A 26,173-nucleotide genomic window follows, 5' to 3' on the forward strand; every position below is an offset into this window, starting at 1 on the left:
GTCAGTCCTTCAGCTCGAGCACCGCGGGCATCCCCCTGCCGGGCGACGGGGTGCCGTCCAGTTCCGCGTCGTCGGCGATCCGGCCGTCGAAGAAGCTGATCACCCGGTCCGCGGTGCTCGCCATGCGGGCGTCATGCGTGACCAGGAGGATGGTCTGGCCACGCTGATGGAAACGGGACAGCAGCCGGGTCACCTCACGGGTGCCCTTGCTGTCCAGGCTGCCCGCGGGCTCGTCCGCGAGCAGCAGCGGAGGATGGTTCACCAGGGCCCTGGCCAGTGCCACCCGCTGCTGCTCGCCGCCGGACAGCTCGCCCGGCATGCTCCGTTCCTTGCCGGCCAGGCCGAGTTCGGCCAGCAGTTCCTCCCGCTCCGCCCGTGCCCGCCTGGGGGAGACCCCGGCCAGCAGCGCGGGCAGTTCCACGTTGTCGGCGACGGAGAGGTTGGAGACGAGGTTGAAGAACTGGAAGACGACGCCGATACGGCGCCGGCGCGCCACGGCCCACTGCGCTTCGCTGTAGCCGTCGGTGCACACGTCGTCCAGCCAGATGCTGCCGCTGTCCGGCCGCTGGAGGCCGCCCAGCAGATGCAGCAGCGTGGACTTCCCGGCGCCGGACGGACCGGTGACGGCCACGAACTCGCCCTGCCGCACGCACAGGTCCACGCCGCGCACGGCACGGGCCGGCGCCCCCTCGCCGTGGTGGGTCTTCACGAGCTTCTCGGCCCGCAGCGCAGGAGCGTTGGCGTCTTTCACTGCGGCTCCTCCAGTTCCTCCTGGCAGCGCTCCAACCAGTCGAGGTCGGCCTGCAGGTGCAGCATGGCGCCCTCGACGAGCAGCCGGGCCGTCCGGTTGTCCCGGTGCTCGCCCGTGACGAGTTTCGACAGGGTGCGCATGGTGTTCAGGTAGTGGCGTCGTTGCTTGTTGATCAGGGCGATCTGGTCGGCGAGACCGGTCTGCGGGGCGAGCGCGAGCTTCATGAAGAACTCGTCACGCAACCGCGGTTCGTCCGACGTCTCCTCGTACCAGACGCGCAGCGCTTCCTGCCCGGCCCCGGTGAGGTGGTAGATCTTCTTGTTGGGCCGACTCGACTGCTCGACCTCCTCGCCCTCGATCAGTCCCGTCTTCTCGAGGCGGCTCAGAGTCACGTAGATCTGGCCGATGTTCGGCTGAGGGTACGCGGCGCCCAGCAGCCGCTCAAGGTCCTGCTTGAGCTCGTAGCCGTGGGCCGGGCCGCGCGCCAGCAGGGCCAGGAGGGGCAGGCGCACTCGTGCTGTCCTCCTCGCAGCCTCGTATTGTGTTCCAGGCCCTAGTATCGCCCATACCTAACGGGTATACATAGCCTCTGACTCCGGGCGAGGGTGCCCGGCGCCGGTGTACAGGGAGGAACCTATGCGGTGGATACGCGCCGCCGGTAGGGGTCTCCTCGTCCTCGCTGTCGTGCTGGCCGGTTACGGAGCGTCCGGCGCCCATGCGGCCGTGGGGCCGCCTGGCCGCGGACCGCTCACCCTGGCCACCGCGGGCGACCTCACCGGCTACCTCGGCCCGCTGCTCCAGGGCTGGAACCGCGCCCACCCCGGCGAGAAGGTCACGCTGGTCGAACTGCCGGACTCCGCGGACGAGACCCGCGCCCAGATGATCACCGATCTGCGCGACGGCGGCCGCAGCCGCTTCGACGTCCTGAACATCGACGTCGCCTGGACCTCGGAGTTCGCCGCCGCCGGCTGGATCCGCCCGCTGCCGCGAGACCGGTTCCCGCTGGGCAGCTTCCTCGGGCCGGTCGTGGACACGGCGATGTACGACGGCCGGCTGTACGCCGTCCCGTACGTCACCAACGCCGGGCTGCTCCTCTACCGCAAGGACGTCCTCGCCGCCGAGGGCATTCCGCCGCCCCGCACCTGGGCCGAACTGGAGCGCGACGCGAAGACCGTCGCGCCCAGGCACGGCCTCGACGGCTACGCGGGCCAGTTCCTGCCGTACGAGGGCCTCACCGTGAACGCGGCCGAGGCCGTGTACTCGGCGGGCGGCACGATCCTCGGCGACGAGGGCGACCGCGTCACCGTCGACTCGGCCGCCCGGGAGGGCATCGGATTCCTCGCGCGCGGCGTCCGCGAGGGCTGGGTGCCGAAGGAGGCTCTGACCTATACGGAGGAGGAGTCCCGGCAGGCCTTCCAGGACGGACGGCTGCTCTTCCTGCGCAACTGGCCGTACGCGTACGTCAGCGCCTCGGCCGACGGGTCGGCGGTCGCCGGCAAGGTCGGCGCCGTCCCGCTGCCCGGCCGCGACGGGCCCGGGACCAGTGTGCTCGGCGGCTCCAACCTCGCCGTCAGCAGTCATGCCGAGCATGCCGACACCGCCGCGCGCCTGATCGCGTACCTCACCGGCGAGGGCGTCCAGCGGCAGGTGCTCACCAAGGGGGCACTGCCCCCGGTACGCGCGGATCTGTACGAGGACCCGGAACTGGTGCGCCGGTTCCCGTATCTGCCGACCCTGCGCGCGAGCATCGCGACGGCCGAGCCGCGGCCCAAGAGCCCCCGGTACGACCAGGTCAGCATGGTGGTGCAGGCGGTCGTGCACGACGCGATGGCCGGGCACTCGACGCCCGAGGCGGCGGTGCGCCGACTGGCCCGGGAGCTGGCGGACATCTCCCGCCGCGGCTGACCTCCGTCAGCCGACGCCGTTCATCCCGACGGCGATCACCTACTTACATGTTAGGTAACGTCGACGTATCAACCGGGTGCGTTTTGTCCTGGTAAACACCTCTTTACGGCCAGGCCTGGCAGATATCTGCTGTCCGTTCGTTGACACCCCCGTGAGACGCCTACCTAACATGCATGCATAACAGTCAGCCCGCACAGACAGGCCAACGGGTGAGCTCCCAGCACATCGACACGCACTCCGGCACGCACCGATGGTGGCGCGAGGCAGTGATCTACCAGGTGTACGTCCGCAGCTTCCTGGACAGCACCGGCGACGGCGTCGGCGATCTCGCCGGGGTCCGCGCCGGACTGCCGTACCTGAAGAAGCTCGGCGTCGACGGGATCTGGCTGAGCCCCTTCTACCCCTCACCGCAGCACGACCACGGCTACGACGTCGCCGACTACTGCGACGTCGACCCGCTCTTCGGCGACCTCGCCGAGTTCGACCGCCTGGTGGCGGCCGCCCGGCGGCTGGGCGTCAAGATGCTGCTCGACATCGTCCCCAACCACTGCTCCAGCGAGCACCCGTGGTTCCGCGAAGCGCTGGCCTCGGCGCCGGGCGACGCGGCCCGGTCGCGCTTCCACTTCGCCGACGGGCGGGGGGCGGACGGCACGGAGCCGCCCAACAACTGGCATGCCATGTTCGGCGGCCCGGCCTGGAGCCGGGTGACCGAGGCGGACGGCCGCCCGGGCCAGTGGTACCTGCACATGTTCACGCCCGAACAGCCCGACTGGAACTGGCGCGACCCCGAGGTCGGCGCCTACTTCGAGCGGGTCCTGCGGTTCTGGCTGGACCGGGGCGTCGACGGCTTCCGCATCGATGTCGCCGCAGGCCTCTACAAGCACCCCGCACTGCCCGACTCACCGGATCCCGAGGCGGACGCCCGGACCCGCGACTCCGTCAACCCGCTCGCCTGGAACCAGCCCGAGGTGCACGACGTGTGGCGCCGCTGGCGCGCAGTGTGCGAGCAGTACACCGCACACGACGGCCGCGAACGGCTCCTGGTCGGCGAGGTCTCGGTCCCGACGGCCCGCGAGCACGCGATGTACGTCCGCCCCGACGAACTGCACCAGGCCTTCTTCTTCGACCTGCTCAGCGCCTCCTGGGACGCCGACGCGTTCCGCAAGGTCATCACCGAGGCCATGCAGGACATCGCGGGCACGGGGTCGACCGTCACCTGGGTCCTCAACAACCACGACCAGGTCCGCACGGTCACCCGCTACGGCGAGCCGGCCGTGGAGGGCAGCGGCCTGGGGGCCGCCCGCGCCCGCGCCGCCGCCCTGCTCCTGCTCGCGCTGCCCGGCGCCGCGTACATCTACCAGGGCGAGGAGCTGGGCCTGCCCGAGGTCGTCGACCTTCCCGACGACGTGCTCACCGACCCGATCTTCCGCCGCACCGGCAGCCGCGCCCGGATCCGGGACGGCTGCCGGGTGCCGCTGCCGTGGTCCGGGCAGGCCTCACCGTTCGGCTTCACCTCGGGCGTCGACGGCACCAAACCGTGGCTGCCGCAGCCCGAGTACTTCGCCGAGTACGCCACCGACCGCGCCCTCGCCGACACCCGTTCGTTCTGGCACCTGTACCGCGACGGCCTCCACCTGCGCGCCACCCTGCCCCAGCTCGGCGAGGGCACGCTGCGCTGGCTGGACACCCAGCCGGGCGTGCTCGCCTTCGCCCGCGGCGACGGCCTGGTCTGCGCCGTCAACTTCGGTACGGCGCCCGCGCCCGCGCCCGTCCGCGGCGTCCCCCTGCTGTCCAGCGGCCACTGCCCGGCCGGAGTGCTCCCCGGCTCCACGGCCGCCTGGTGGATCGGCGACGACACCGATTCCTGAGCGACTCGGCTTCCCGGTCCCTCAACTCCCGCCCGTCAACTCCCCACCCCGGTAACTCCCCATTCCCGAAGGGACATCAACGATGATGCGACGACGTACCCCCCTGCTCACCGGCTGCACCACCCTCGCCCTGGCACTCGGCGCGACCGCCTGCGGAGGCGGTGGCCCCGTCTCCGCGGGCGGCGGTGACCAGGCACTGAGCGGTCAGAGCGTCTCCGTGGCCGGTGTCTGGTCCGGCACCGAGCAGAAGAACTTCCAGAAGGTCCTGGACGCCTTCACCGAGAAGACCGGCGCCAAGACGCAGTTCGTCTCCACCGGCGACAACGTCTCCACCGTCGTCGGCAGCAAGATCGAAGGCGGCAACGCCCCCGACGTCGTGATGGTCCCGCAGGTCGGCGTGCTCCAGCAGTTCGCCGGCAAGGGCTGGCTCGAGCCGCTCTCGCCGACCACCCAGAAGGCCGTCGCGGCCAACTACGCACCCGTCTGGAAGAACTACGGCAGCGTCAAGGGCACCCTCTACGGCCTCTACTTCAAAGCCGCCCACAAGTCGACGGTCTGGTACAGCCCCGACGCGCTCGACCAGGCCGGCGTCCAGCCGCCGAAGACCTACGACGAGATGCTGAAGGCCGGGCACGCCGTCTCCGACTCCGGCCTCGCCGCCTTCTCCGTCGCGGGCCAGGACGGCTGGACCCTCACCGACTGGTTCGAGAACGTCTACCTCTCCCAGGCCGGGCCCGAGAAGTACGACGCGCTCGCCGCCCACGAACTGAAGTGGACCGACGGGAGCGTGGTCGACGCCCTCACCACGCTCAGCACCCTGTTCAAGGACAAGCAGCTCCTCGCGGGCGGCCAGAAGGGCGCCCTCAACACCGACTTCCCCGGTTCCGTGGAGAAGGTCTTCGGACCGAAGCCCGAAGCGGGCATGGTCTACGAGGGCGATTTCGTCGCGGGCGTCGCCAAGGACCAGTTCGGCCGGAAGATCGGCGAGGACGCCGACTTCTTCCCCTTCCCGCCCGTCGGCGCGGGCGAGGCCCCGGTGGTCAGCGGCGGTGACGCGGCCGTCGTCCTCAAGGACGGCAAGAACACCAAGGCCGGCATGGCCCTCCTGGAGTACCTGGCCACCCCGGAGGCCGCCGCCGTGTGGGCCGGGGCCGGCGGCTTCCTCTCGCCGAACAGGAAGCTCGATCTCACCTCCTACGGCGACGACGTCACCCGGACCACCGCCAAGTCGCTCATAGCGGCCGGGGACACCGTCCGCTTCGACATGTCCGACCAGGCCCCGGCCGCGTTCGGCGGGACCAAGGGCGCGGGCGAGTGGAAGATCCTCCAGGACTTCCTGCGCGACCCCGCCGACCCGAAGGCGACCGCGGCACAGCTGGAGAGCGCCGCGGCCAAGGCCTACAAGGGCTGACCGCCGATGACCGCCACGCTCACGAAGACGGCCCCGCCCCCGGCCGCCGCGACCGTCGCCCGCAAGCGGCGTGCCCGGCGGCGGGGCAGGACCGTCGCCCTGCTCTTCGTCCTCCCCGCGCTGCTCCTGCTGGGCGCGCTCGTCGTCTACCCCGTGCTCTTCTCGGTCGGCCGCAGCTTCTTCGACGCCTCCGGTACACGGTTCGTGGGCGGCGACAACTACACCGAGATGTTCCGCGACCCGGCCACCCTGAACGCCGTGCGCAACACCGCCGTCTGGGTCGTCGTCGCTCCGACCCTGCTGACCGGCCTTGGCCTGATCCTCGCCGTGCTCGTCGAGAAGGTCCGCTGGGCCACGGCGTTCAAACTGCTGCTCTTCATGCCCATGGCGGTCTCCTTCCTGGCCGCGGGCATCATCTTCCGGCTCGCCTACGACGAGGACCCCGACAAGGGCGTCCTGAACGCGGCGGCCGTCGGCGTCCACGACGCCTTCCAGGACACTTCCTCGTACCCGTCCGCCCGCGCTCGCGACGGTCAGGGCCTGGTCCACGGCGCCGACGGCTCGTACCGGACGGGCACCGGCGTGTCACCGGGCGACACACTGGTGCTCGGCCTGGTCGGCGTCCCGCCCGGGGAACTCCCGGCGGGCGCGCGCCCCGCCTACCGGGCGGCCGGCCGCGAAGCGGGCCCCGACGAACTGCGCGGCGTGGTCTACCTGGACTTCACCCCGGGCGGCGGCGGGAAGCAGGGGGCGGTGGACCGCGGGGAGAGCGGACTGCCGAAGATGGAGGTCGTCGCCGTGCGCGACGGGAAGACCGTCGCGAGCACCACCACCGCGGCCGACGGATCCTTTCGCCTCCCCGGCCTCGAAGGGGGCTCGTACACCGTCACCCTTCCCGGCTCGAACTTCGCCCCGCCCTACGACGGCATCTCCTGGCTCGGCCCGACGCTGGTCACCCCGGCGATCATCGGCGCCTACCTGTGGATCTGGACCGGCTTCGCGATGGTGCTGATCGGCGCCGGCCTGTCCACGCTGCCGCGCGACTCGCTCGAGGCGGCGCGGATGGACGGCGCCAACGAGTGGCAGGTGTTCCGCAGGATCACCGTGCCGCTGCTCGCGCCCGTGCTGACGGTGGTCTTCGTGACCCTCGTCATCAACGTGATGAAGGTGTTCGACCTCGTCTACATCATCGCGCCCGGACCGGTGCAGGAGGACGCCACCGTGCTGGCCACCCAGATGTGGCTGGTGTCCTTCGGCGGCGGCAACGACCAGGGGCTGGGCAGCGCCCTCGGCGTGCTGCTCCTGCTGCTGGTGATCCCCGCCATGGTCTTCAACGTCCGTCGCTTCCGAGGGAGTCAGCGATGAACCTCAGTGCGCTGCGGCGCGGTCTCGGCAACAGTGCGGTGCAGGCCGTCCTCGTGGTCGTCGGGCTGCTCTGGCTCACGCCGCTCGCCGGACTGCTCGTGTCGTCCCTGCGGTCGGCGCGGGACACGGCCGAGGGCGGCTGGTGGACGGCGCTCACCAGTCCCCGGCAGCTGTCCTTCGACAACTACACCGCGCTGCTCGGCAACGCCGGGATGACGCAGGCGTTCTGGAACACCGTGCTGATCTCGGTGCCGACGACGCTTCTCGTGGTGGTGATCGCCGCACTGGCGGGATACGCCTTCGCATGGCTCGACTTCCCCGGCCGTGACGCCGTCTTCCTGCTCGTGGTCGCGCTGCTCGTGGTACCTGTGCAGATCGGTCTGCTGCCGGTGGCCAAACTCTTCGGCCAGTTGGGGCTGTTCGGCACCATTCCCGGTGTCGTCCTCTTCCACGTCTCCTACGGACTGCCGTTCGCGATCTTCCTGTTGCGGAACTACTTCGCCGAGATTCCGCGGGAGATGCTGGAGGCGGCCCGCATGGACGGGGGCAGCGAGTGGCGTATCTTCACCCGGCTCGTGGTGCCGGTGGGGCGGCCCGCCCTGGCGAGCCTGGCCATCTTCCAGTTCCTGTGGGTGTGGAACGACATGCTGGTCGCCCTCCTGTTCGCCGACAGCTCCTCACAGCCCCTTACGGTGGAACTCCAGTCACAGATACGGCAGTTCGGCAGCAACATCGACGTGCTGGCGCCGGGCGCGTTCCTGTCGCTGATCGTGCCGGTGGTCGTGTTCTTCGCCTTCCAGCGGCACTTCGTGCAGGGGGTGATGGCGGGCTCCGTGAAGTAGCGGCCGCGGGGACCGCCGCCACCTGCCGACCGGGGTTCCGCGGGCGTCACGGCCGCCGGGGGAGGCCCGGCCGGTCACCTGCGCTCCGGGAACGCGGCGCCCGGTCCCACCGACCGGGCGCCGCTATTCCGCCGTGACGAACCGCAGACGGCGGCGGGCACGCGGCGGGGGGTTCCTGCGGGCGCGGATCTCCTGGACGACGGCGGCGACGACGAGCACGGCCCAGGCCACCGAGAACACCGCGGTCTGCTCGTCCGGACCGAACGCCAGCCAGCCGACTCCCGCACCGCCCAGGGTGACACCGCAGGCCGCGGCGAGCGGCGAGAGATGCCGGCGGCTCAACGCGCGGACGAGACAGAGCACGGCGAGGGCGAGCAGGGGAGTGGCGAAGACCTCGATGCTGTCGTGCGCGGTGTAACTGTGGTCCACCTCGGCCTGCGCGGGAGAGTACCCGCCGCTGTAGTCGCTCTCGAAGAGGTGATAGCCGGAGGAGTCGACCGGCAGTTCGTAGTAGCCCTGGTAGGCGGTGTCGTAGTAGTAGAGGGTGCCGAAGTCGCTCTCCGTGACGGAGCTGTAGTCGTAGTCGTCGGCCGCGCCGCCGATCGCGACACTCGCGACGACGAGGGCCCCTGCTCCCCACCAGAGGAGGGCCGAGGTCAGGGGCAGCCACCGGAACAGGGCGAGGCCGAGCACGACGGCGGCCATCCACACGCCGACGTAGGCGTCGGACGAGTCCTCGTACACGTCCATGTAGCCGAGACTGACCACGCCGGAGACGACGATGCCCAGCAGGGCGACGGCCCTGCCGGCGGTCAGGCCGAACCGCCGCTTGCGAGGCGCGGACGACGGGTCGGCGCTCGTCGGCGCGTCGCCCGACTGTCCCCGGGCGCCGTCCGCAGCGCCGGGGAGAGCCGGGTCGACCGGCCCGCCGGGAGGCGGGACGGCGGGCCGGGGCGGTGCGGGCGCGGTACGCGTGTCCTGCTGGGCCAGCGCCGTGTCCCCGGGACCCGTCTTCGAGTCGGCCTTCGCACGCGAGGGCGGCACGACGGGCGCGGGCGGCGTGCCGGGAACCGGGGCGGCGGTCCCCGGGACCGGCGCGACCGCCGGCCCGCTCAGCACGGTCAGGGTCGCCGACAGAGCGTCCCGCAGTTCCGCCGCACTGCCCGGCCGCTGTTCGCGGTCCTTGGCCAGGGTCCGCAGGACGAGGCCGTCCACCACGGCCGGGATCTGCGGGCGCAGACGGGACGGGGCAACCGGTTCCTGGCTGATGTGCTGGTGCATCACCGCGAAGGCGGAGTCGCCGACGAACGGGGGGCGGCCGGTCAGCAGTTCGTACAGCAGGCAGCCCGTGGAGTACTGGTCGGAGCGGCCGTCGACCGGCTCGCCCGTGAGCTGCTCGGGGGAGAGGTAGGCGGGGGTGCCCACCGTCATGCCCGTCGCGGTGAGGCGGGTGGTGGTCTCGGCGACGACCTTCGCGATCCCGAAGTCCAGGACCTTGATGGCGCCTTCGGACGTCAGCATGACGTTGGACGGCTTGATGTCGCGGTGGATGAGGCCCTGGGCATGACTGTGGGCGAGGGCGTCGGCGATGTCCCGGCCGACCGCCAGGGCCCGTTCGACCGTGAACGGGCCGTCGGCCAGCACATCGGTCAGCGTGCGCCCCTCGATGAACTCCATGACCAGGAACGGAGTCGTCTCGCCGTCGGTGGTGTCCTCGCCGACGTCGTGCAGCACGGCGACGTTGCGGTGGTTGAGGGAGGCCACGATGCGTGCCTCACGGCGGAACCGGACACGGAACTCCTCGTGCCGGGTGAGCTCCGGGGGTAACACCTTCACTGCGACGGTACGCCCCAACTCCCGGTCGGTGGCCCGCCAGACCTCGCCCATCCCACCGCGTCCGGCCGCCTCGACCAGCTCGTATCGCTGCGCGAGCACCCGCATGGTTCTGCCCCCTGGTGACATAGGGCAGCCCGACAACAGCGTGGCCGCCCGAAGTTCCGGAACCGCGACGGGCGAAGGGGCGGCATCTCCGGAACCCCCCCGGCGCCGGTGTGCCTTCTGCCCTGCCGCCCGCTCACCATACTGGCGGAAATTCGCTCATGGGACATTCGGCCCCCAGGAGTACAAATGTGCGCCTCCCGTGGTCCTCAGCCCTCGTCCCGCTGTGCGAACTGGAGGGACAGGGACCGCAGGACCTCCGCGGACGAGGTGTCGGTGCGGCCTTCGTCGTGCACCTCGGCCAGGTGCGCGAAAGCGTAGGAGAAGCAGTGGGAGAGAGTCATGATGGCCGGGCCCAGTGCCTCCGTGATGAGGGCCGTCGTCTCCTGGGCGCTCGCGTCGGCGGGCAGTTTGATCTCGGGGAGGGTCTCGGCGAGCAGCGCGGAGATGGCGCCCGTCAACGCCGCCTTGGCGTCCGGGTTCTCGCGGACCTGCCGCCGCATCTCGATCTCTTCGGTGAGGATGCCGACGACTCGTTGCATGATCTCTGATTGCCGCATGGGTGAAGCCTAGGAGCGGGCAGGCGTCGACGAGAGCCGATCCCTGCTCACGCTCCGGTCGTGCTCCGACGGCCCCGTCACGCCCTGAGCACCGCCCCGCCGTACTCAGGGCGTGACGGGGCCGTCGTCCGGCCGCGGCGGCCGGACCGTGACGAGACGCGTGAGGCCGGAGAAGGGTTTGACGAGGTAGTCGTCCGCGTAGTCGTCCGCGCCCGCCGACAGCCCTCGGTTGAGGATCACCTTCTCCCACATGTCCCGGTCGACGTGGACCGGCCGGGACAGCGCAGGGCAGTCGACGGTGAGGGCGAGGCCGGCCTTGTCGACGGCCGACCTGAGATCCGGGCCACGTCTGCCGGGGATCAGTCCCACTGCCGGTCCGCGAGGGAGGCGACCGGCTGCGGCTTGCCGATGACGGCGAGGGCGGCGTAGAAGCTGATCTGGCCGATCGCGATGGTGAGGGTGGCCAACGCCTTGTCGTCGTAGTGCTCGGCCACCTCGGCGTACAGCTCGTCCGGCACGCGTTCCCGGCCGTGCGGGGCGGGCTGAAGCGTGGCCTCCACCAGGGCGAGGGCGGCGCGCTCGGCGTCGGTGAAGTACGGGGCGTCCTGCCAGGAGGAGACGGCGGTGATGCGCTCCTCGGACTCCCCGGCCTTGCGCAGGAAGCCCGTGTTCAGGATGGTCAGGTACGTGTTGCCCACGATCTGCCCGGCGCGCAGGTGGACGAGGCTCATGGTCGCCCGCGGTACGGAGCGGTTGCCGGTGGCCCGGAAGAGGGCGGCGCTGATGTCGTTCAGCTCGGGCACGAACTGGCCCGGGTCGGGCATCCGGGAGATGGAGGGGTTCGTCATGGCTGCTCTCCTCGTGTTCGCCTGGTCGGCGGCTTCACAGCACTGACGGACGGGCGCACGCGAATGTGACGGGACCGCGGAAGGTTTTCCCAGGGCGCCCCGGCCCCGGGGGGAAACCGTGCCCTGCGCTGTGCGCGGCCCGCAGATCCCGAGGCGTGGAGGACCGGACCGCCTTCGCCCGCAAACGGTGCCCACGGGGCCCGGCCGTCCGGGCGGGGGCACGCGGCCGCCTGGCCGCGGGCTCAGGCGCCCACGGCCCCGTCGACACCCTCGCGCAGGAAGTCCGCATGCCCGTTGTGGCGGCCGTATTCCAGGAGGACGTGCATCATGACCATCCGCAGCGACACCTTCTCCTCCCATCGTGGCTGGTACCCGGCCTGATCCAGGGACTCGGCCGCCCGCTCGACCCGGCGGGAGTTCGCCACCTCCGCCTCCCAGGCCGTGAACGCCTCGGCCCTGGTCGACGTGCTCGCGTCGTACGCCGCCTGGAAGTCGATCCGGTCGGACCAGACCATGGGCGCGTCGTGGTCCTCGAACACCCGGCGGAACCAGGCGCGCTCCACCTCCGCCATGTGCCGCACCAGACCGAGCAGCGAGAGCGTGGACGGGGGCATCGACTGCTGCCGCAGCTCCTCGTCGGTGAGCCCTTCGCACTTCATGGCGAGAGTCGCCCGGTGGTAGTCGAGGAAGGCCCGCAGCATGTCGCGTTCGCTGCCGAAGTGGGGTGGCCCCGTGCGGTTGTCGCTGCTCACAGGCGGTGCTCCTCGTCCGTGTCCGTGTGTGTCCGTGTTCGGGGCCAGTATGGGGCCAAGGGCCGTCGGTCTGCCGGACGGGCGGATCACCGCTCCCTCACTCCGTGCGGACAAGGGGCCTTCCTCCTCCGGCAGTTGACGGCTGTCAGGGCGACGGTCGGTGTGCGGTGCTCTCCCGTACCACCAGTTCCGTCGCCACCTCCACACGGGTCGTCTCCGGCTGCTCCCCGGACAGCAGCCGCAGGACCATCCGGGCCGCGAGCGCGGTCATGTCGGCGAGGGGGGTGCGGACCGTCGTCAGGCGTGGGGTGACCCAGTCCGCGAAGGGCAGGTCGTCGAAGCCGACCACGCTGACGTCGTCCGGGATGCGAAGACCCAGTTCCGCGGCGGCCCGGTAGGTGCCCAGGGCCTGGTGGTCGCTGCCGGCGAAGATCGCCGTGGGGCGGTCGGGCAGCGCGAGCAGTTCCAGGGCGTGCCGGTGGGCGAGGCTGTGAGCGAAGTCGCCGTAGCGGACCAGCTCGGGGTCGAAGGGCAGAGCGGCCTCCGCCAGCGCCGAGCGATAGCCGTCGACCCGCGCCCGCGAGGTGAGCCGGCGTTCCGGACCGCTGATGATCGCGATGCGCCGGTGGCCCAGCTCGACGAGGTGGCGGGTCGCGGCCAGTCCGCCGGGCCAGTTGGTCGCGCCCACCCACGGAGTGCCGGGGGCGGGCTCGTCGATCGGCATCACCAGCGCGTAGGGGACACCGAGCCGGCTCAGCTCGTCGTGCTGCTCCGGAGTCAGTTCGGGAACCACGAGAATCGCTCCGCGGGTGGGGCGGGTGGCCAGCGAGTCCAGCCACTGACGCGCGCGTCTCGTCCGGCCGTGGGTGGCGGAGACCACCAGTCCCATGCCCGCGTCGTGCAGTACGTCCTCCGCGCCGCGGATCAGCTCGACCGCCCAGGGGCTGTCCAGCTCGTTGATGACGAAGTCGATCAGTCCGCCGGGTGGAGCCGCGGTGGCCGAAGGGCGGTGTTTCGCCAGATAGCCGTGCTGCTCCAGCAGCCGCTGCACCTTGGCTCGCGTCTCGGCCGATACATCCGATCTGTTGTGCAGCACCTTGGAGACCGTTGACACCGATACGCCCGCCTGATCGGCGACTTCTGCGAGTGTGCGCCGTCTTCCCTGGCTCGATCCTGTCGGAACCGTTGACGTCATCGGATGAATCTCCTACGTTGCCGGGGCGATCGCGATTTGCGAAAACTATCGCAATCTTCGTTCCCGGAGGAAGGCTCCTCGGTGAGAAGGTGGTCCCCCATGAAGAGATGGCGCGCGGCTTCCCTGGCCGCGGCCGTGGCGCTGGTGCTCTGCGGATGCGGAGGAACCGGTGGCGGTGCCGGCGGCCGTTCGGGCGACGCAAAGGACGAGTTACTGGTCTGGGTGGACAACACCCGGATGCCCGCGGCCCAGCAGTACGAGAAGACCCACCCCGACCTGAAGATGCGCATCGTCACCATCCCGCCCGACGCGGGCTACGTGCCCACCAAGGTCTCACTCGCCAACCGCACCAAGAGCGGCTGGCCGGACGTCGTCTTCCTGGCCAACCCGGCCGAGGCGGCGACGCTCGCGAGCGAGAAGTTCGGCTACGCGGCCCCCCTGGACGACCTCGTCCCGAAGTCCGTCCGCGACGGTTTCACCCCCGGCTCCCTCGACACCTGCACCTTCGGCGGCAGGACGTACTGCCTGCGCAACGACATCGCCCCCACCGTCCTCTGGTACGACGCCACGCTGATGAAGCGATACGGCTACCGGGTCCCCAAGACCTGGGACGAGTACCGGCAGACCGGACTCGAGGCGGCCGAGGAGCACCCCGGCACCATCGTCGGAGCCGTCAACGGCAAGTACGGCGCCGGCGTCTACTTCGGCAGCAGCGGTTGCCCCACCCGCGACACACTGAGCCTCACCGAGGTGCGCATCGACCTCGGCGGGCCGAACTGCACCCGGGTCGCGGACCTGCTCCAGCCGCTCGCCCGCAAGAAGGCCGTCACCACCGTCGTACCCATCGACCCGGGCTTCTCCAAGCTCGGCAAGGGCGACAAGATCCTCATGCTGCCGGCCCCGGCCTGGTTCGGCGACTTCATGTTCGGCCCCGCCTTCAAGGTGCCCGAGGGCCGCATCGCCGCGGCTCCCATGCCCACCTGGCCCGGTGAGAACAAGCCGTACGCCGGACAGGTCGGCGGTGGCGCCTTCCTCGTCTCCTCGCATGCCGGAGGGCGTACCCGCGAGGCCGTGGACCTGGTGCGCTGGATGACCACCGACGTCGCCCTCCAGGCGAAGCAGCCCACCTATCCCGCCTTCGCCGCGGCCGCGGTCAAGTGGGGCGAGGCCAAGTCGAAGGACCCCTACTACGCCTCCGACCCGATGCCCGCCCTCACCGCGGCGGCGAACGCGCTGCGCCCCGGCTTCGGCGCGGTCCGCTTCGAGGCCGACTGGCAGAGCAGCTTCAACGACACCTTCGTCAAGGCGGTCGACTCCGACGGCAACCTCCGCGATTCGCTGAGGAGTTGGCAGGACAAACTGAAAGCGGCCGCCGGGACCAGCGGGTACACGGCCGGATGAAGACGCTCACGACACCCCGCCCGCCCACGGCCGCCTCCGCACCCGCGGTGACACAACGCCACCGCCGGTGCCCCGCACGCACCGCCGCGGTCTGGATACTCGTCGGCCCCTACACGCTGTTCCTCGTGGTCTTCGGGCTCGCACCGGCCGGATACGCCCTGTGGACCTCGTTCGTCGAGGACGGTTCCTTCACCGGCTTGCGCGACTGGGCGGCCGTTCTCCACGACTACCGGCTCGGCGACGCGGCCGCCCATGTGACGACGTATCTGCTGCTGTGGCTGCCGATCCTGCTGCTGACGGTCCTGTCCCTCGCCTTCACCCTGCACGCCCGCCCCGGGCGCGCGACGAGCGTGCTCCAACTCGTCTACTACCTGCCCGGCGCGGTCACCGGCTCGGCGGCGGCCCTGCTGTGGCTGTTCATGGTCAGCCCGGACAGCAGCCCGTTCTCACCCCTGCTCGACCTGATGGGCATCGAGAGCGCCACGGACGCGCTCTCCGGCGGCAGCGTCATCGCCGTCCTCACCGTGATGGGCGTCGCGGTGCACGCCGGCGGCTGGATCGTGGTCCTCCACGGGGCGCTCAACGCGCTCCCCAAGGATGTCCTGGAGGCCGCGCAAGTCGACGGCGCCTCCGCCTGGCGCACCATGTGGCACGTCAAGCTGCCCATGGTCCGCACCTACGTCGCCTTCGTGCTGATCTCCAGCTTCGCCTCCGGCAGCCAGGTGTTCGTGGAGCCCACCGTGCTCTCCACCGGCGCCCCCGGCCAGATCAGCCCCACCTGGTCCGTCAACCAGCTCGCCTACGTCTACGCCACCCAGGACGGCGACTTCGGCAAGGCCGCCGCCCTCTCACTGGCCATGCTCGCCGTCGGAGTGCTCGCCGCCTGGATCGTGATCACCCGCACCCGTATGTACGCCACCGACTCCTCCGACTCCCGGTGAGTGAGGCGATGACCGCTCTGTCACGCGGCGCCCGCGTCCTGTTCCTGCTCGGCGCCGCCGTCTTCTTCGGACTGCCCCTGCTCTGGCTGCTGCTGGCACCCACCCGCACGGCCGACGACCTGACCACCGGCTCACCGCTCGGCTTCGGCTCGCTGGGCAACGTGGGCGACGCCTGGTCGCACCTCACGTCGTACAACGACGGCGAGATCACCCTGTGGATCGGCAACTCGATCATCTACGCCACGGCCAGCGTGGCGCTCGCCCTGCTGCTCTGCGTGCCCGCCGGCTACGCGCTCGCCAAGCACGACTTCGCCGGCCGCCGGGCCCTGCTCACGCTCTCGATCATGACGATGATCCTGCCCCCGGCCGCGCTGGTGCTCCCGCTGTACCTGGAGATGTCCGCACTCGATCTCACCGGCACGGTCTGGTCGGTGATCCTGCCGCTGTCCTTCTACCCGTTCGGCGTCTATCTGGCCTTCCTGCACTTCCGGGCGAACCTGCCCGACAGCCTGCTGGACGCCGGACGCGTCGACGGGGCGAGTGAACTGCGGCTGTTCTGGTCGGTCGCGGTGCCCCTGGCCCGCCCCGCGATCGCGCTGATCGCCTTCTTCGGCTTCGTCCGCTGCTGGACCGACTTCTTCCTGCCCTTCGTGATGCTCTCCGACGACCGCACCTTCACCCTCCAGCTCGGCCTGATGTCGCTGCTCCAGTCCACCGGCGCGGTCAACAACTCCAGCGGCTTCGCCGACCTCGATATCCACCAGCCGGAAGCGGCCCTTGCCGGGCTCGTGGCCGGTGCGCCGCTGCTGATCGGATTCGTCCTCGCCCAGCGCTTCCTGCGCACCGGGCTGCTCGCCGGAGCGGAGAAGGGCTGATGGACGACGCACGTACCGAACTCGCCGCGGAAGCAGCGGAACTGATCAGGCCGGTCGTGTCCCGCTTCAGCCCGGGCCGGGCGCGTGTGCGGCTCGGGGTGAACACGGCGATCCATGACGACACGGCCGCCGAACTCGAGGCGTTCGCCCGGCCGCTGTGGGGACTGGCGCCCCTGGCGGTGGGCGGAGCGCTGGTTCCGCATGCGCAGTCCTGGCTTCAGGGACTCGCCCACGGCAGCGATCCCGCGCACCCCGAGTACTGGGGCGAGCCGGTCGACCGTGACCAGCGCATCGTCGAGATGGCCGCCATCGGCTTCGCGCTCGCCCTCGCGCCCGAGGTGTGGTGGGACCCGCTGAGCGGCCCCGAACGCGACCGGCTCGCACGCTGGCTGCTCAGCGCGCTGCCCCGGGAGACCTCCGACAACAACTGGCTTTTCTTCCCCGTGCTCGTCGGCCTCGGCCTCGACCGGGTGGGGGTGGCGTACGACCGCTCGCTGATCAGCGCGCGCCTCGACCGGCTGGAGACCTTCTGGCTGGGTGACGGCTGGTACGCGGACGGCCCCACCGAACGGCGCGACTACTACGTCCCGTGGGCCATGCACTTCTACGGACTGCTGTACGACACGCTCACGGACGGCGACCGCTTCAAGGACCGGGCGGCCCGGTTCGCCGGGCACTTCCGGAACTGGTTCGCCGACGACGGCGCCGCCGTCCCCTACGGCCGCAGCCTGACCTACCGCTGGGCGCAGGCCGCCTTCTGGGGCGCGCTGCCGTTCGCGGGCGTCGACGTACTGCCGTGGGGCGAGGTCAAGGGATATCTGCTGCGGCATCTGCGCTGGTGGCGGGGGCGGCCGGTGACCGGCCCCGACGGACTGCTGTCCATCGGGTACGGCTATCCGCAGCCCTCGCTGGCCGAGCAGTACAACGCGCCGGGTTCGCCCTACTGGTCGCTCAAGGCGTATCTGCCGCTCGCACTGCCGGCCCGGCACGCGTTCTGGACCGCGAAGGAGGAGCCGGCTCCCGCCCTGGACGCTGTCAGCGCCCAGCCGCACGCCGGGGCGCTGCTGATGCGCACCCACGGCGATGTCACCCTGCTCGCCGGGCGCCAGCACCACCCCTGGGTGCGCCACGGGGCCGAGAAGTACGCCAAGTTCGCGTACTCCACGCGTTTCGGCTTCAGCCTCCCGAACGGCACGCTCGGGCTGGAACAGGGCGCGCACGACTCGATGCTGGCGCTCAGCGACGACGGCGGGGCGCACTACCGGGTGCGCGAGGAGCCGGCCGACCCGCACGTCACGGCGGACACGGTCCGCAGCACCTGGAGCCCCTGGCCCGACGTGGAGATCACCACCTGGCTGACGGCCACCGCGCCCTGGCACGTACGCGCGCACCGTATCCGCACCGCTCGCGCCCTGCACACCGCCGAGGCCGGTTTCGCCGTCGACCGCGACGCGGGCACGGACCGGGAGACCGGGCCTGGGCACGCACGGGTGTCGGCCCCCGCGGGCTTCACCGGACTGCGCGACCTCGACGGCCGGCGCGAGGGCGACGTCGTCGACTGTCTGCCCGGTACGAACGTCCTCGCCAGACGCACCGCGCTGCCCCTACTGAGCGGCCTGCTCCCGCCGGGGGAGCACTGGTTGAGGTGCGCCGTGCTCGGCGCCCCGGCGGGACACGAAGCCGAGACGGCCTGGCGAGACCCCCCGATCACCGGCCACCCCGCCACCACCGCAGCCCCCGCGACCGCCACAGCCCCCGCCACCGGCCCTCCGACGGCCGCACGGCCGGTCACCCCTTGACCTCCACAGCCCCCGCGACCGCCACCGGCCCTCCGAAACCGCCGGGCACCCCTTGACCACCGGGCACCCCGCGGCCGCCACCGGCCCTCCGACGACCGCACCGCCGGGCACCCCCTGACCACCGCAGCCCCCGCGACCGCCACCGGCCCTCCGAAACCGCCGGGCACCCCTTGACCACCGGGCACCCCGCGGCCACCACAGCCCCTCCGACGACCGCACCACGGAGCACCCGCTGACCGCCGGGCACTCCCCGGATCACCGTGCCCTCCCCGGATCACGGCACACCCGCGGCCACGGCGCACCCCCGGCCACCGCGCACCGCTCTGTCCACCGGACACCCCCCCTGCCCACTGGAGATGGAGACCCCCGACCACCGCACATCCGACGACTGGAGACGGGACATGAGATTCAGACACCTGTCCGTACTGGCCGCCGTGACCGCGCTGCTGACCTCGCCGGTCCAGGCGCACGCGGCACAGCCCGGCCACACCTACCACGTAGCACCCGCGGGCAGCGACCACGCCCACGGCACGCAGGCCCGACCCCTGCGCACCATCGGCGCCTGCCTCGAACGCGTCCGCCCCGGTGACACCTGCCTGATCCACCGGGGCACCTACCGGGAACAGCTCACCCCGCCCTCCGGCACCGAGGGCGCCCCGATCACGATCGCCTCCTACGGCGACGGCCCGGTGACCGTCGACGGGACCGAGCGGGTGAGCGGCTGGAAGGACGCCGGCGGCGGGCTGGTGGCAGCCGACACCGACCTGCCGCCCGACCCGGACTTCAACGCGGTGTTCCTCGACAACGCCCGCGCCGCTGAGGGGCGTTGGCCGAACTCCGGCGCCGACCCGCTGAACGCGACCTGGGCCGAGGCCGACACCACCTCCACCGACCAGCACATCGACGACACCGACCTGCCCGGCGCCGACTGGACCGGCGCCACCGTGCACCTGTGGGCGGGCTCCAACCCCTGGGCCCAGCAGACCGGCACGGTCACCGCCGCGGCGCCCGGCAAGCTGGACTTCAAGGGCGGCAACCACCGCTGCCCACCGCTGTGCATGGGCAACCAGACCTACCGCAACTACTACCTCGTCGGCTCGAAGGCGGCTCTCGACCAGCCGGGGGAGTGGTACTACGACAAGACCGCGCACCGGCTGTACCTGGTCCCCCCGAAGAACGGCATCGCCGGACACACGGTGACCGCCAAGCACCGGCTGTGGGGCGTCGACCTGAGCGGCAGCTCCCACGTCACCGTCCGCGGTCTGAACCTGTGGGGCACCTCCCTGCGAACGGGGCAGTCGAGTACGGAGGTCGTCGTCGACCGGCTGCACGCCTCGTACATCTCCGAGTTCTCCACCCTGCCCATGCCGCCGGACAGCGATCTCGCGATCCCGCCGTTCGAGGGGCACATCGTCGCCTCCCGGATCCTCGACTCCGGGGTGCAGATCCTCGGCACCGGCAACACCCTGAGGAACAGCGAGATCGCGCAGTCCGCCGGTGACGGCGTCCTGATCCGAGGCACCGGCAACACCGTGACCGGCAACTACATCCACGACGTCGGCTGGATGGGCAGCTACACCCCCGGCATCGAGATCAACGGCAACGGCCACACGGTCACCCACAACACGATCCGGCGCACCGGACGGGCGGCTATCGACACCGCCTGGCAGCTCAACGGCACCGAGTTCCACGACAACCGCATCGCCTACAACGACCTCTCCGAGGCGATGCGCACCTCCCGCGACGGCTCACCGTTCTACGTCTGCTGCACCCTGAACGGCTCCGGCACCTCCATCGACCACAACACCGCGCACGACGCCGACGGCCAGAACGGCTACTACATCGACAACTACTCCGGCCACTTCCGGCTGCACCACAACGTGGCCTGGAACACCGGCAGCCGGGGCGTCTACTTCAACGGTCACACCGGCCCCAGTATCGCCAACGAGGACCACAACTCCAGCTACGGAGTGGGCATCAACGTCGCCTCGGTCGCCCTCGGCGGCGCCACCGACGCGTCCGGCTCGTACTTCAGCAACATCGTCGGACCCAAGCCGGTCACCGCCACGAAGGCCGGAGACCCGCTGCCGGTCGTCCGCTCCAATCTCATCAGCGACCGGCCCGGCTACACGGACGCGGTCAACGGCGAACTGTGGCTGACGCCGGGTTCACCCGCCGTCGACGCGGGCGAGGCGATCGACGGCGTCACCACCGACGTCGTGGGCGCGGCTCCCGACCAGGGCGCCTACGAGTACGGCGCCCCCGTCTGGTCGGCCGGCTGCGATCTGCCGGGCTGCCAGGAACGGGTGCGGCACGGCAGCTGGACCGCCACCGCCGGCGACTCCACCGACGCCTCCGCCACCGTCGACGGCGACATCGACACCCGGTGGACGGGCGCCGCCCCGCAGGCCGCAGGCCAGTTCCTGACCGTCGACCTGGGCGAGAGCAAGACCTTCGGCCGCCTTTCTCTCGACGCGGGCCGCGACACCAGCGGCCAGCCCTACGGATTCACCGTCTCCGTCAGCGGCGACGGCGCGCACTGGGGCGAACCGCTGGCCCGGGTGGCCGGCCGCTCCTTCACCCAGGACGCGGTGTTCCCCCGGCAGACCACCGCCCGCTACCTGAGGATCACCCTCACCGCGAGCGGACCCGCACCCTGGGTCGTCAACGACATCAGGCTGTACGGCGACGGACCCGACGCCGCCTCGACGCTCCAGGCCGAACGGGCGACGACCGTGCGGGGCGTGGAGCGCGGGACGGCTTCCACGGGCGTCCTCGACCCGGGCGACCGGGTGGTCTTCGCCCGGGCGGACGTCCGCGGGAAGCGGCTCACCGTACGTCTCGACTCCGCCTGCGCACGGGGCTGCTCGCTCCAGCTGCGCCTGGACGCCCCGGACGGCCCTCTGGCCGCCGTGGTACCCCTCGGGGGTGCCGAGGGGTGGCAGGAGCGGACCGTCTCCCTGAAGCGGGAGATCACCGGCACGCACGACCTGTACCTCGTGGCGAAGGGCGCCGGCCGGGTCGCGGCTCTCGACTGGCTGACGATCAGGCCCTGACGGCAGACGGGCCGGGCGGCGGGACGGAGATCCCGCCGCCCGGCCCGTCCGGCCCGCGGGGTGCCGGGGCCTCAGCCCGTTATGGAGTCCAGTTGCTCCGCCGCCGGGCGCAGGGCCCACAGATCACCCCCGGGTGGTTCCTGTAGTGCGGGGACGGCCCGCCGCGCCTGCCTGTCGCCCGCGTCGGCGGCCGCGTGCACCACATCGGTGGCCGCATACCGGTAGAACTCGAGTTCCGGATGCGGCCAGGCCGCGGTTCCGGTCGCGGCGGGCAGCAGATAGTCCACCGCCTGGAACAGGCTCTGCCCGTCGGGGCCCCGGTACTTCCACAGGTCCACGCCGACATGCCGGCCGATGGCCGCGAGCCGGGTGTAGGCGACCAGGTCGAACGTCGAGTAGTGCCAACTGCGCGTCCGGGCCAGTTCCTGCGGTTGGCTGCCGTCGGCGGCGATCTGCGGGGTGATGCGCGTACTCCGTGCGTTCAGGACCGTTCGGCGGGCCAGGTCCCTGTCGCCGGTCGCGTAGGCGAGGGCGGCGACCTGCATGTCGTGGAAGGTGCCGTGGTTGTTCGCGGCGGCGGCCTCCTGCTTGCCGAAGTCGCTGTTCTTCAGCCAGCCGAGGAAGTCGGTGTTCCATTTCGCCATGCCGGCGCGGTCCGTCCTGGTCCATCCGGCGGCGCCGGTCTCCAGGATGGCGAGCGCGTCGACGACGCTGGTGTACGACTGGGAGAAGTCGATGATGCCGATGGCGCGGCCGTCGTACTTGCAGGGGATGAACTGCGCGTGGTTGAGGTTCGGGTTCATCCTCGTGGCCGGATCGAGGAACCAGGTGCGCAGGATCTGCCCGGCCTTGAGGGCGTACCGCTTGTCACCGCTGTAGTACCAGGCCAGGGACAGGTCGTACGCGGAGTCGAAGACCTTCTCCACCTCCTGACGGTCGGTGCCGGTGTCGACTTCGGGGTTGCGCTGTCCGTCGCGCTGCACATAGGGGCAGCCCCACGGGTTGTCGGAGGTCGGCGGCCCGGAGGGCCACCAGTACGGGGCCTGGCTGAGGTAGTCGTGGACGTCGCCGCCGGGTGCCGGCCGGGGCTTGTCGACAACCGTCCAGGGGCCCTGGTCCAGCCACTTGTCGGCGCGGGCCGTCAACGCCGATGCCGTGCGCCGCAGTTGCCGGTCGCCGAGGTCCAGGCGGATCTTCGCCTGTTGCAGGCGGGCGCCGTCGAGGACGGCCGTGTGCGGAACCCGGGGCACGGGATGCGCCACCCTCGCCGAGGCTGCGGGTACCGCACCGGCGGTGAACGCGACCAGGGCCGCCAGGAGGACACCCAGGCGGGAGCGAGCGCTCATAGGTCAACTCCAATCATGTATGTGAATGCGAGGGGCGGCCGTCCCCGGTCGGGACGAGGCGGCGCGGCGCCGTCGTGCGGCCACGGGTCTTCGACGTCCTGGACGGAGCAGGCCGGCCGGAGGCGTCATCCACCCCGCGGGGCGCGGGAGCCGGCCGCCTCGTTCGTCACCCTCTGTCGTGGCCTACAGGGCGCGCTGGGCCTCGTGCAGGTTGCGCGGCCGTACCGCGCCGGGGGCGCCGTACAGTTCCAGCCGGGTGTGCAGATCACCCGGGAAGTCGGGGACGTCGATCTGGTCGAACTCCGTGACCTCGTCGACGCCGACGGTGGCCGAGTACGGCGCCAGGGCGTCGATCTTCATCAGGCCCGCCCGGCCGTTGGTCACCCGGATGTTCCAGTGCGTGAAGCGGGCGCCGAACAGCGGACCCGCGCTCGCGTCACCGCCGTGACGGCCGTTGTTGTTCACCGTGATGTCCGTGCGGACGTTGGCGAACGGCATGCCGCGGTGGCTGTCGAACGTGCCCATCCGCATGTCCCCCCGCGACCACACGTTGTACGAGGACAGCCCCTCGACATTGATGCCGTGCAGCTGGGTGTCGGGGCGCCCGGGGACGGTGCGCTCCTCGATGACGAAGTCCTCGATCAGGTTGTCGTGCGACCCCTCGCGGCAGAAGTAGGGGTGATGCGAGCCGCGGCCGGCCACCCGCGTCCGGCGCAGGGTGCAGGCGGATGCGGCCACGAGACCGAAGCCGTTGTCGACGTGCCGGACCGTCACGTCGTCCACCCAGCAGTCGTAGGCGCACTGCAGGACGACGCCGTTGTGCCCCTTGTCGAGAAGGTGCGGTTGCTGGGCCGACTCCACGGCCTCGAGGGTCAGGCCCTCGACGCCCGCGCCCGTCAGCTCCGGTACGTGCGTGGTGAGCTGGGGGTTCCACTCCTCGCGTACGTCGAGCGGGAGGGGGCGTTCCAGGGTGACCCTGCGGCCGTGGACACGGGTGACGCGCACCGGCCACTCGTAGGGCACGTAGGAGGTCAGCTTCGTCTTGTCGTCCCAGTAGTACGCCTCGGTTCCGGGCCCGCCGCCCGCCATGTGCTCCAGCAGCGTGTGACCGGCATCGTCGGCGAGCCGGAGGAGGACGAGCGCGCCGGGGCGCAGTCCCGCGGGATCGGTGACCGTCACCGTCCAGGAGCCCTGGCGCGCCGGCGCGACGCCGGTGAGCGGCCGCCATTCGTCGCGCCGATTGCCCGTCCACCCCTCGAACGGCCATGTCCTCGCCCGGATCGCGGCGACGAGCGAGTTCCAGCGGGACTCGGGAGCCAGCCATACGAGGCCGCCGGCCCAGGACCAGGACGACTTGTCACCGCCGTAGCGGGAGCCGTAGGCGCCGATCAGCTCGGTCAGGTTGCGCGTCGCGTACAGCGTCGTGCGGCCGCTGCCGGCGCCGCGCAGGACGACGTTCGAGTGCCCGATGCGTATGACGTCGTCGATCCGGAAGGTTCCGGACGGGATGGAGACCGTGCCACCGCCGGCCCTGCCGGCAGCGGCGATGGCACGGTTGATCGCGGGGGCGGAGTCGGTGGTGCCGCCCGCCCTGGCCCCGAACGCGCGGACGTCGAACACCGGGGGACGGTGCGGGAAACGCACCGCTCCGCCGCGAAAGCCCGCTCTGCCGACGTAGGGGATCTGCGGGTGCGTGTAGGGATGGTGGGTGAACTCGCGCCAGAGCCGCGGTACTTGACCCTGCGCGGCGGGCGCGGCGGCGGCCGTTTCGCCACCGGCTGTCACCACGCCGGCCGCTACGGCCGCGGCGCTGCCCAACAGGCCGCGCCTCGTGAGGCCGGTCGAACGATCTCCGCTCTTGCTGTCGTGTGCCTCGCTCATGTCCGCTCGCCCCTCCACAGGAATTCATGTAGATGAACAACGTTCATAGCTATGTGGGGCGTGAGCATGCCATGGCGCAGTCGGGGCGGGAAAGAGGTGTGCATGACCAAACTCGATGCGAGACCGAACGCGGGGCGCCTGTCCGGTGCGACGCACCCGCGTATCCGTGCTGACGGCGCTGTCCGCGGTCCGCGACCCCGCGCGCATCACACCGATCCGCGAGCCGGCCGGCTCCGACGGCCGGGCGCGCAGCCGCGGCAGCTTCGACGTGCCGGTCGGCAAGGCCGGGCTCGGCCGCCACTCCTCGGTCCTGCGCGGCGCCGGCCTGGTGGAACGCGCGACGAGGGGCCGAGGCGGGTCGGCCGGCCCGCGCCGCGAGGAGTTCGAGAAGCGCCCTCCCGGGCTGCGGGCCCTGCTCCTGCGCGACGACCACCGACCGAGCTGCCCGGGGGCCGTGGGTCCTGACGGCCTGAGGGCCTGAGCTTTTGATCCCGGGGTTCGAGAGTCAGACGATCCGACGGATACCGACGCCGTCGTCAGCGTTCCGCCGGACGACGACGTCGGGCCGTTCCTCAGGAGTCGTAGGCGTAGAAGCCCCGGCCGTTCTTCCGGCCGAGGTGGCCCGCGGCGACCATCCGGCGAAGCAGCGCGGGCGGCGCGTACAGCGGCTCCTTGAACTCCTCGTACATGGACTCGGCGACCGCCTGGGCGGTGTCGAGGCCGATCAGGTCGAGCAGACGCAGCGGGCCCATGGGGTGGGCGCAGCCCAGTTCCATGCCGCGGTCGATGTCGTCCGGCCGCGCGGCTCCCGATTCGAGCATGCGGACCGCGCTGAGCAGGTACGGCACGAGAAGGGCGTTGACGACGAAGCCGGAACGGTCCGGTGCCTCGATGGGCTCCTTGCCCAGCTGTTCCGAGAAGGCGCGGGTGCGCCGCACGGTCTCGGGGCTGGTGGTGAGCGCGGGGATGAGCTCGACCAGCCGCTGGACGGGAACGGGGTTGAAGAAGTGCATGCCGATGACCTGTGCGGGCCGCTCGGTGGCGACGGCGAGGTCGACGATGGGGATCGAGGAGGTGTTGGTGGCCAGGATCGCCGCCGGGTCCTCGACCGTCTTGTCCAGCGTACGCAGGACGTCCGTCTTGATGTCGCGGTTCTCGGCGACCGCCTCGACGACGAACTGCCGGTCTGCCAGCTCGGCGAGGTCGCTGGTGAAGGACAGCCGCGCGAGGGCCTGGTCGCGCTGCTCCTCGCTGAGCTTCCCCCGCCGTACGCCTCGGTCGAGGGAAGCGGTGAGACGGCGGCGTCCGGCTTCGAGGGCGTCGAGGCCGGCTTCGGCGACGCGGACGTCGATGCCGCTGCGCAGGGCGATCTCGGCGATGCCCGAGCCCATGAGGCCGCAGCCGACCACTCCGAGGCGGATGACGGGATCCATGTGGTT

At 71.3% G+C, this 26,173-nt stretch carries 22 protein-coding genes; 11 read left to right on the plus strand and 11 right to left on the minus strand.

Annotation, left to right across the window (positions count from 1 at the left end):
* Position 1 precedes the first annotated feature (1 nt).
* Positions 2–751, minus strand: a complete 750-nt coding sequence (locus OHS71_RS38675) for an ABC transporter ATP-binding protein (RefSeq protein ID WP_328483982.1) — start codon at positions 749–751, stop codon at positions 2–4.
* On the minus strand, positions 748–1,263 hold the full coding sequence (locus tag OHS71_RS38680) for a PadR family transcriptional regulator (RefSeq protein ID WP_328483983.1): 516 nt from the start codon (positions 1,261–1,263) through the stop codon (positions 748–750). Before OHS71_RS38680 ends, OHS71_RS38675 begins: the two co-directional genes overlap by 4 nt.
* 124 nt (positions 1,264–1,387) lie before the next feature.
* Between OHS71_RS38680 and OHS71_RS38685 the strand changes: the two genes are divergently transcribed.
* The 5 genes from OHS71_RS38685 to OHS71_RS38705 all read left to right on the plus strand — a co-directional run bounded on the left by OHS71_RS38685 (position 1,388) and on the right by OHS71_RS38705 (position 8,142).
* Positions 1,388–2,656: an ABC transporter substrate-binding protein gene (locus tag OHS71_RS38685; RefSeq protein ID WP_328483984.1), complete on the plus strand. Its 1,269-nt coding sequence runs from the start codon at positions 1,388–1,390 to the stop codon at positions 2,654–2,656.
* Positions 2,657–2,829: 173 nt separating this feature from the next.
* On the plus strand, positions 2,830–4,524 hold the full coding sequence (locus tag OHS71_RS38690) for a glycoside hydrolase family 13 protein (RefSeq protein ID WP_443047135.1): 1,695 nt from the start codon (positions 2,830–2,832) through the stop codon (positions 4,522–4,524).
* 82 nt (positions 4,525–4,606) lie between these two features.
* Entirely contained in the window at positions 4,607–5,935 is a 1,329-nt protein-coding gene (locus OHS71_RS38695; protein ID WP_328483986.1) for an ABC transporter substrate-binding protein, read from the plus strand.
* A gap of 6 nt (positions 5,936–5,941) precedes the next feature.
* Complete coding sequence (locus tag OHS71_RS38700) at positions 5,942–7,300, plus strand: ABC transporter permease subunit (RefSeq protein WP_328483987.1); 1,359 nt, start codon at positions 5,942–5,944, stop codon at positions 7,298–7,300.
* Complete coding sequence (locus OHS71_RS38705; protein ID WP_328483988.1) at positions 7,297–8,142, plus strand: carbohydrate ABC transporter permease; 846 nt, start codon at positions 7,297–7,299, stop codon at positions 8,140–8,142. Before OHS71_RS38700 ends, OHS71_RS38705 begins: the two co-directional genes overlap by 4 nt.
* Positions 8,143–8,265: 123 nt before the next feature.
* Here OHS71_RS38705 and OHS71_RS38710 read toward each other — a convergent pair whose 3' ends face one another.
* The 6 genes from OHS71_RS38710 to OHS71_RS38735 all read right to left on the minus strand — a co-directional run bounded on the left by OHS71_RS38710 (position 8,266) and on the right by OHS71_RS38735 (position 13,435).
* Entirely contained in the window at positions 8,266–10,077 is a 1,812-nt protein-coding gene (locus OHS71_RS38710) for a protein kinase domain-containing protein (protein ID WP_328483989.1), read from the minus strand.
* Positions 10,078–10,289: 212 nt separating this feature from the next.
* Positions 10,290–10,640 carry a hypothetical protein gene (locus OHS71_RS38715; protein WP_328483990.1) on the minus strand — a complete coding sequence of 117 codons (351 nt, stop codon included), beginning with the start codon at positions 10,638–10,640 and terminating at the stop codon, positions 10,290–10,292.
* Between the two features lie 105 nt (positions 10,641–10,745).
* Positions 10,746–11,009, minus strand: a complete 264-nt coding sequence (locus OHS71_RS38720; RefSeq protein WP_328483991.1) for a hypothetical protein — start codon at positions 11,007–11,009, stop codon at positions 10,746–10,748.
* Positions 11,000–11,488, minus strand: coding sequence for a carboxymuconolactone decarboxylase family protein (locus OHS71_RS38725; RefSeq protein ID WP_328483992.1), 489 nt, complete (start codon positions 11,486–11,488; stop codon positions 11,000–11,002). The genes OHS71_RS38720 and OHS71_RS38725 overlap by 10 nt, the downstream gene beginning before the upstream one ends.
* Before the next feature lie 242 nt (positions 11,489–11,730).
* A complete protein-coding gene (locus OHS71_RS38730; RefSeq protein ID WP_328483993.1) occupies positions 11,731–12,240 on the minus strand; it encodes a DinB family protein in 510 nt (169 codons plus the stop codon).
* A 145-nt stretch (positions 12,241–12,385) separates the two neighbouring features.
* Complete coding sequence (locus tag OHS71_RS38735; protein WP_328483994.1) at positions 12,386–13,435, minus strand: LacI family DNA-binding transcriptional regulator; 1,050 nt, start codon at positions 13,433–13,435, stop codon at positions 12,386–12,388.
* 99 nt (positions 13,436–13,534) lie between these two features.
* Here OHS71_RS38735 and OHS71_RS38740 point away from each other — a divergent pair, with 99 nt between their 5' ends.
* From OHS71_RS38740 to OHS71_RS38760, 5 genes are all read left to right on the plus strand, one after another.
* Complete coding sequence (locus tag OHS71_RS38740) at positions 13,535–14,836, plus strand: ABC transporter substrate-binding protein (protein WP_328483995.1); 1,302 nt, start codon at positions 13,535–13,537, stop codon at positions 14,834–14,836.
* The gene (locus OHS71_RS38745) at positions 14,833–15,777 is read left to right on the plus strand and encodes a carbohydrate ABC transporter permease (RefSeq protein WP_328483996.1); all 945 of its coding nucleotides are present in this window, start codon (positions 14,833–14,835) and stop codon (positions 15,775–15,777) included. Before OHS71_RS38740 ends, OHS71_RS38745 begins: the two co-directional genes overlap by 4 nt.
* An 8-nt stretch (positions 15,778–15,785) precedes the next feature.
* Positions 15,786–16,652: a carbohydrate ABC transporter permease gene (locus OHS71_RS38750; RefSeq protein WP_328483997.1), complete on the plus strand. Its 867-nt coding sequence runs from the start codon at positions 15,786–15,788 to the stop codon at positions 16,650–16,652.
* Positions 16,652–18,451, plus strand: coding sequence for a DUF2264 domain-containing protein (locus OHS71_RS38755; protein ID WP_328483998.1), 1,800 nt, complete (start codon positions 16,652–16,654; stop codon positions 18,449–18,451). The genes OHS71_RS38750 and OHS71_RS38755 overlap by 1 nt, the downstream gene beginning before the upstream one ends.
* Positions 18,452–18,852: 401 nt before the next feature.
* Positions 18,853–21,507 (plus strand): discoidin domain-containing protein, encoded by a 2,655-nt coding sequence (locus OHS71_RS38760; RefSeq protein ID WP_328483999.1) that lies wholly within the window; start codon positions 18,853–18,855, stop codon positions 21,505–21,507.
* 71 nt (positions 21,508–21,578) lie between these two features.
* Here the strand turns inward: OHS71_RS38760 and OHS71_RS38765 are convergent, their stop codons facing one another.
* Both OHS71_RS38765 and OHS71_RS38770 read right to left on the minus strand, forming a co-directional pair.
* Complete coding sequence (locus OHS71_RS38765; protein ID WP_328484000.1) at positions 21,579–22,853, minus strand: alginate lyase family protein; 1,275 nt, start codon at positions 22,851–22,853, stop codon at positions 21,579–21,581.
* 183 nt (positions 22,854–23,036) lie between these two features.
* Positions 23,037–24,734 (minus strand): glycosyl hydrolase family 28-related protein, encoded by a 1,698-nt coding sequence (locus OHS71_RS38770; protein WP_328484001.1) that lies wholly within the window; start codon positions 24,732–24,734, stop codon positions 23,037–23,039.
* 145 nt (positions 24,735–24,879) lie between these two features.
* On the opposite strand from OHS71_RS38770, the gene OHS71_RS38775 reads away from it, so the two are divergent.
* Positions 24,880–25,215, plus strand: coding sequence for a transcriptional regulator (locus OHS71_RS38775; protein WP_328484002.1), 336 nt, complete (start codon positions 24,880–24,882; stop codon positions 25,213–25,215).
* Between the two features lie 91 nt (positions 25,216–25,306).
* Here OHS71_RS38775 and OHS71_RS38780 read toward each other — a convergent pair whose 3' ends face one another.
* Positions 25,307–26,167 (minus strand): 3-hydroxybutyryl-CoA dehydrogenase, encoded by an 861-nt coding sequence (locus OHS71_RS38780; protein ID WP_328484003.1) that lies wholly within the window; start codon positions 26,165–26,167, stop codon positions 25,307–25,309.
* Between the last annotated feature and the right edge of the window lie 6 nt (positions 26,168–26,173).

The organism is Streptomyces sp. NBC_00377 (assembly GCF_036075115.1).
Taxonomy (GTDB): Bacteria; Actinomycetota; Actinomycetes; order Streptomycetales; family Streptomycetaceae; genus Streptomyces.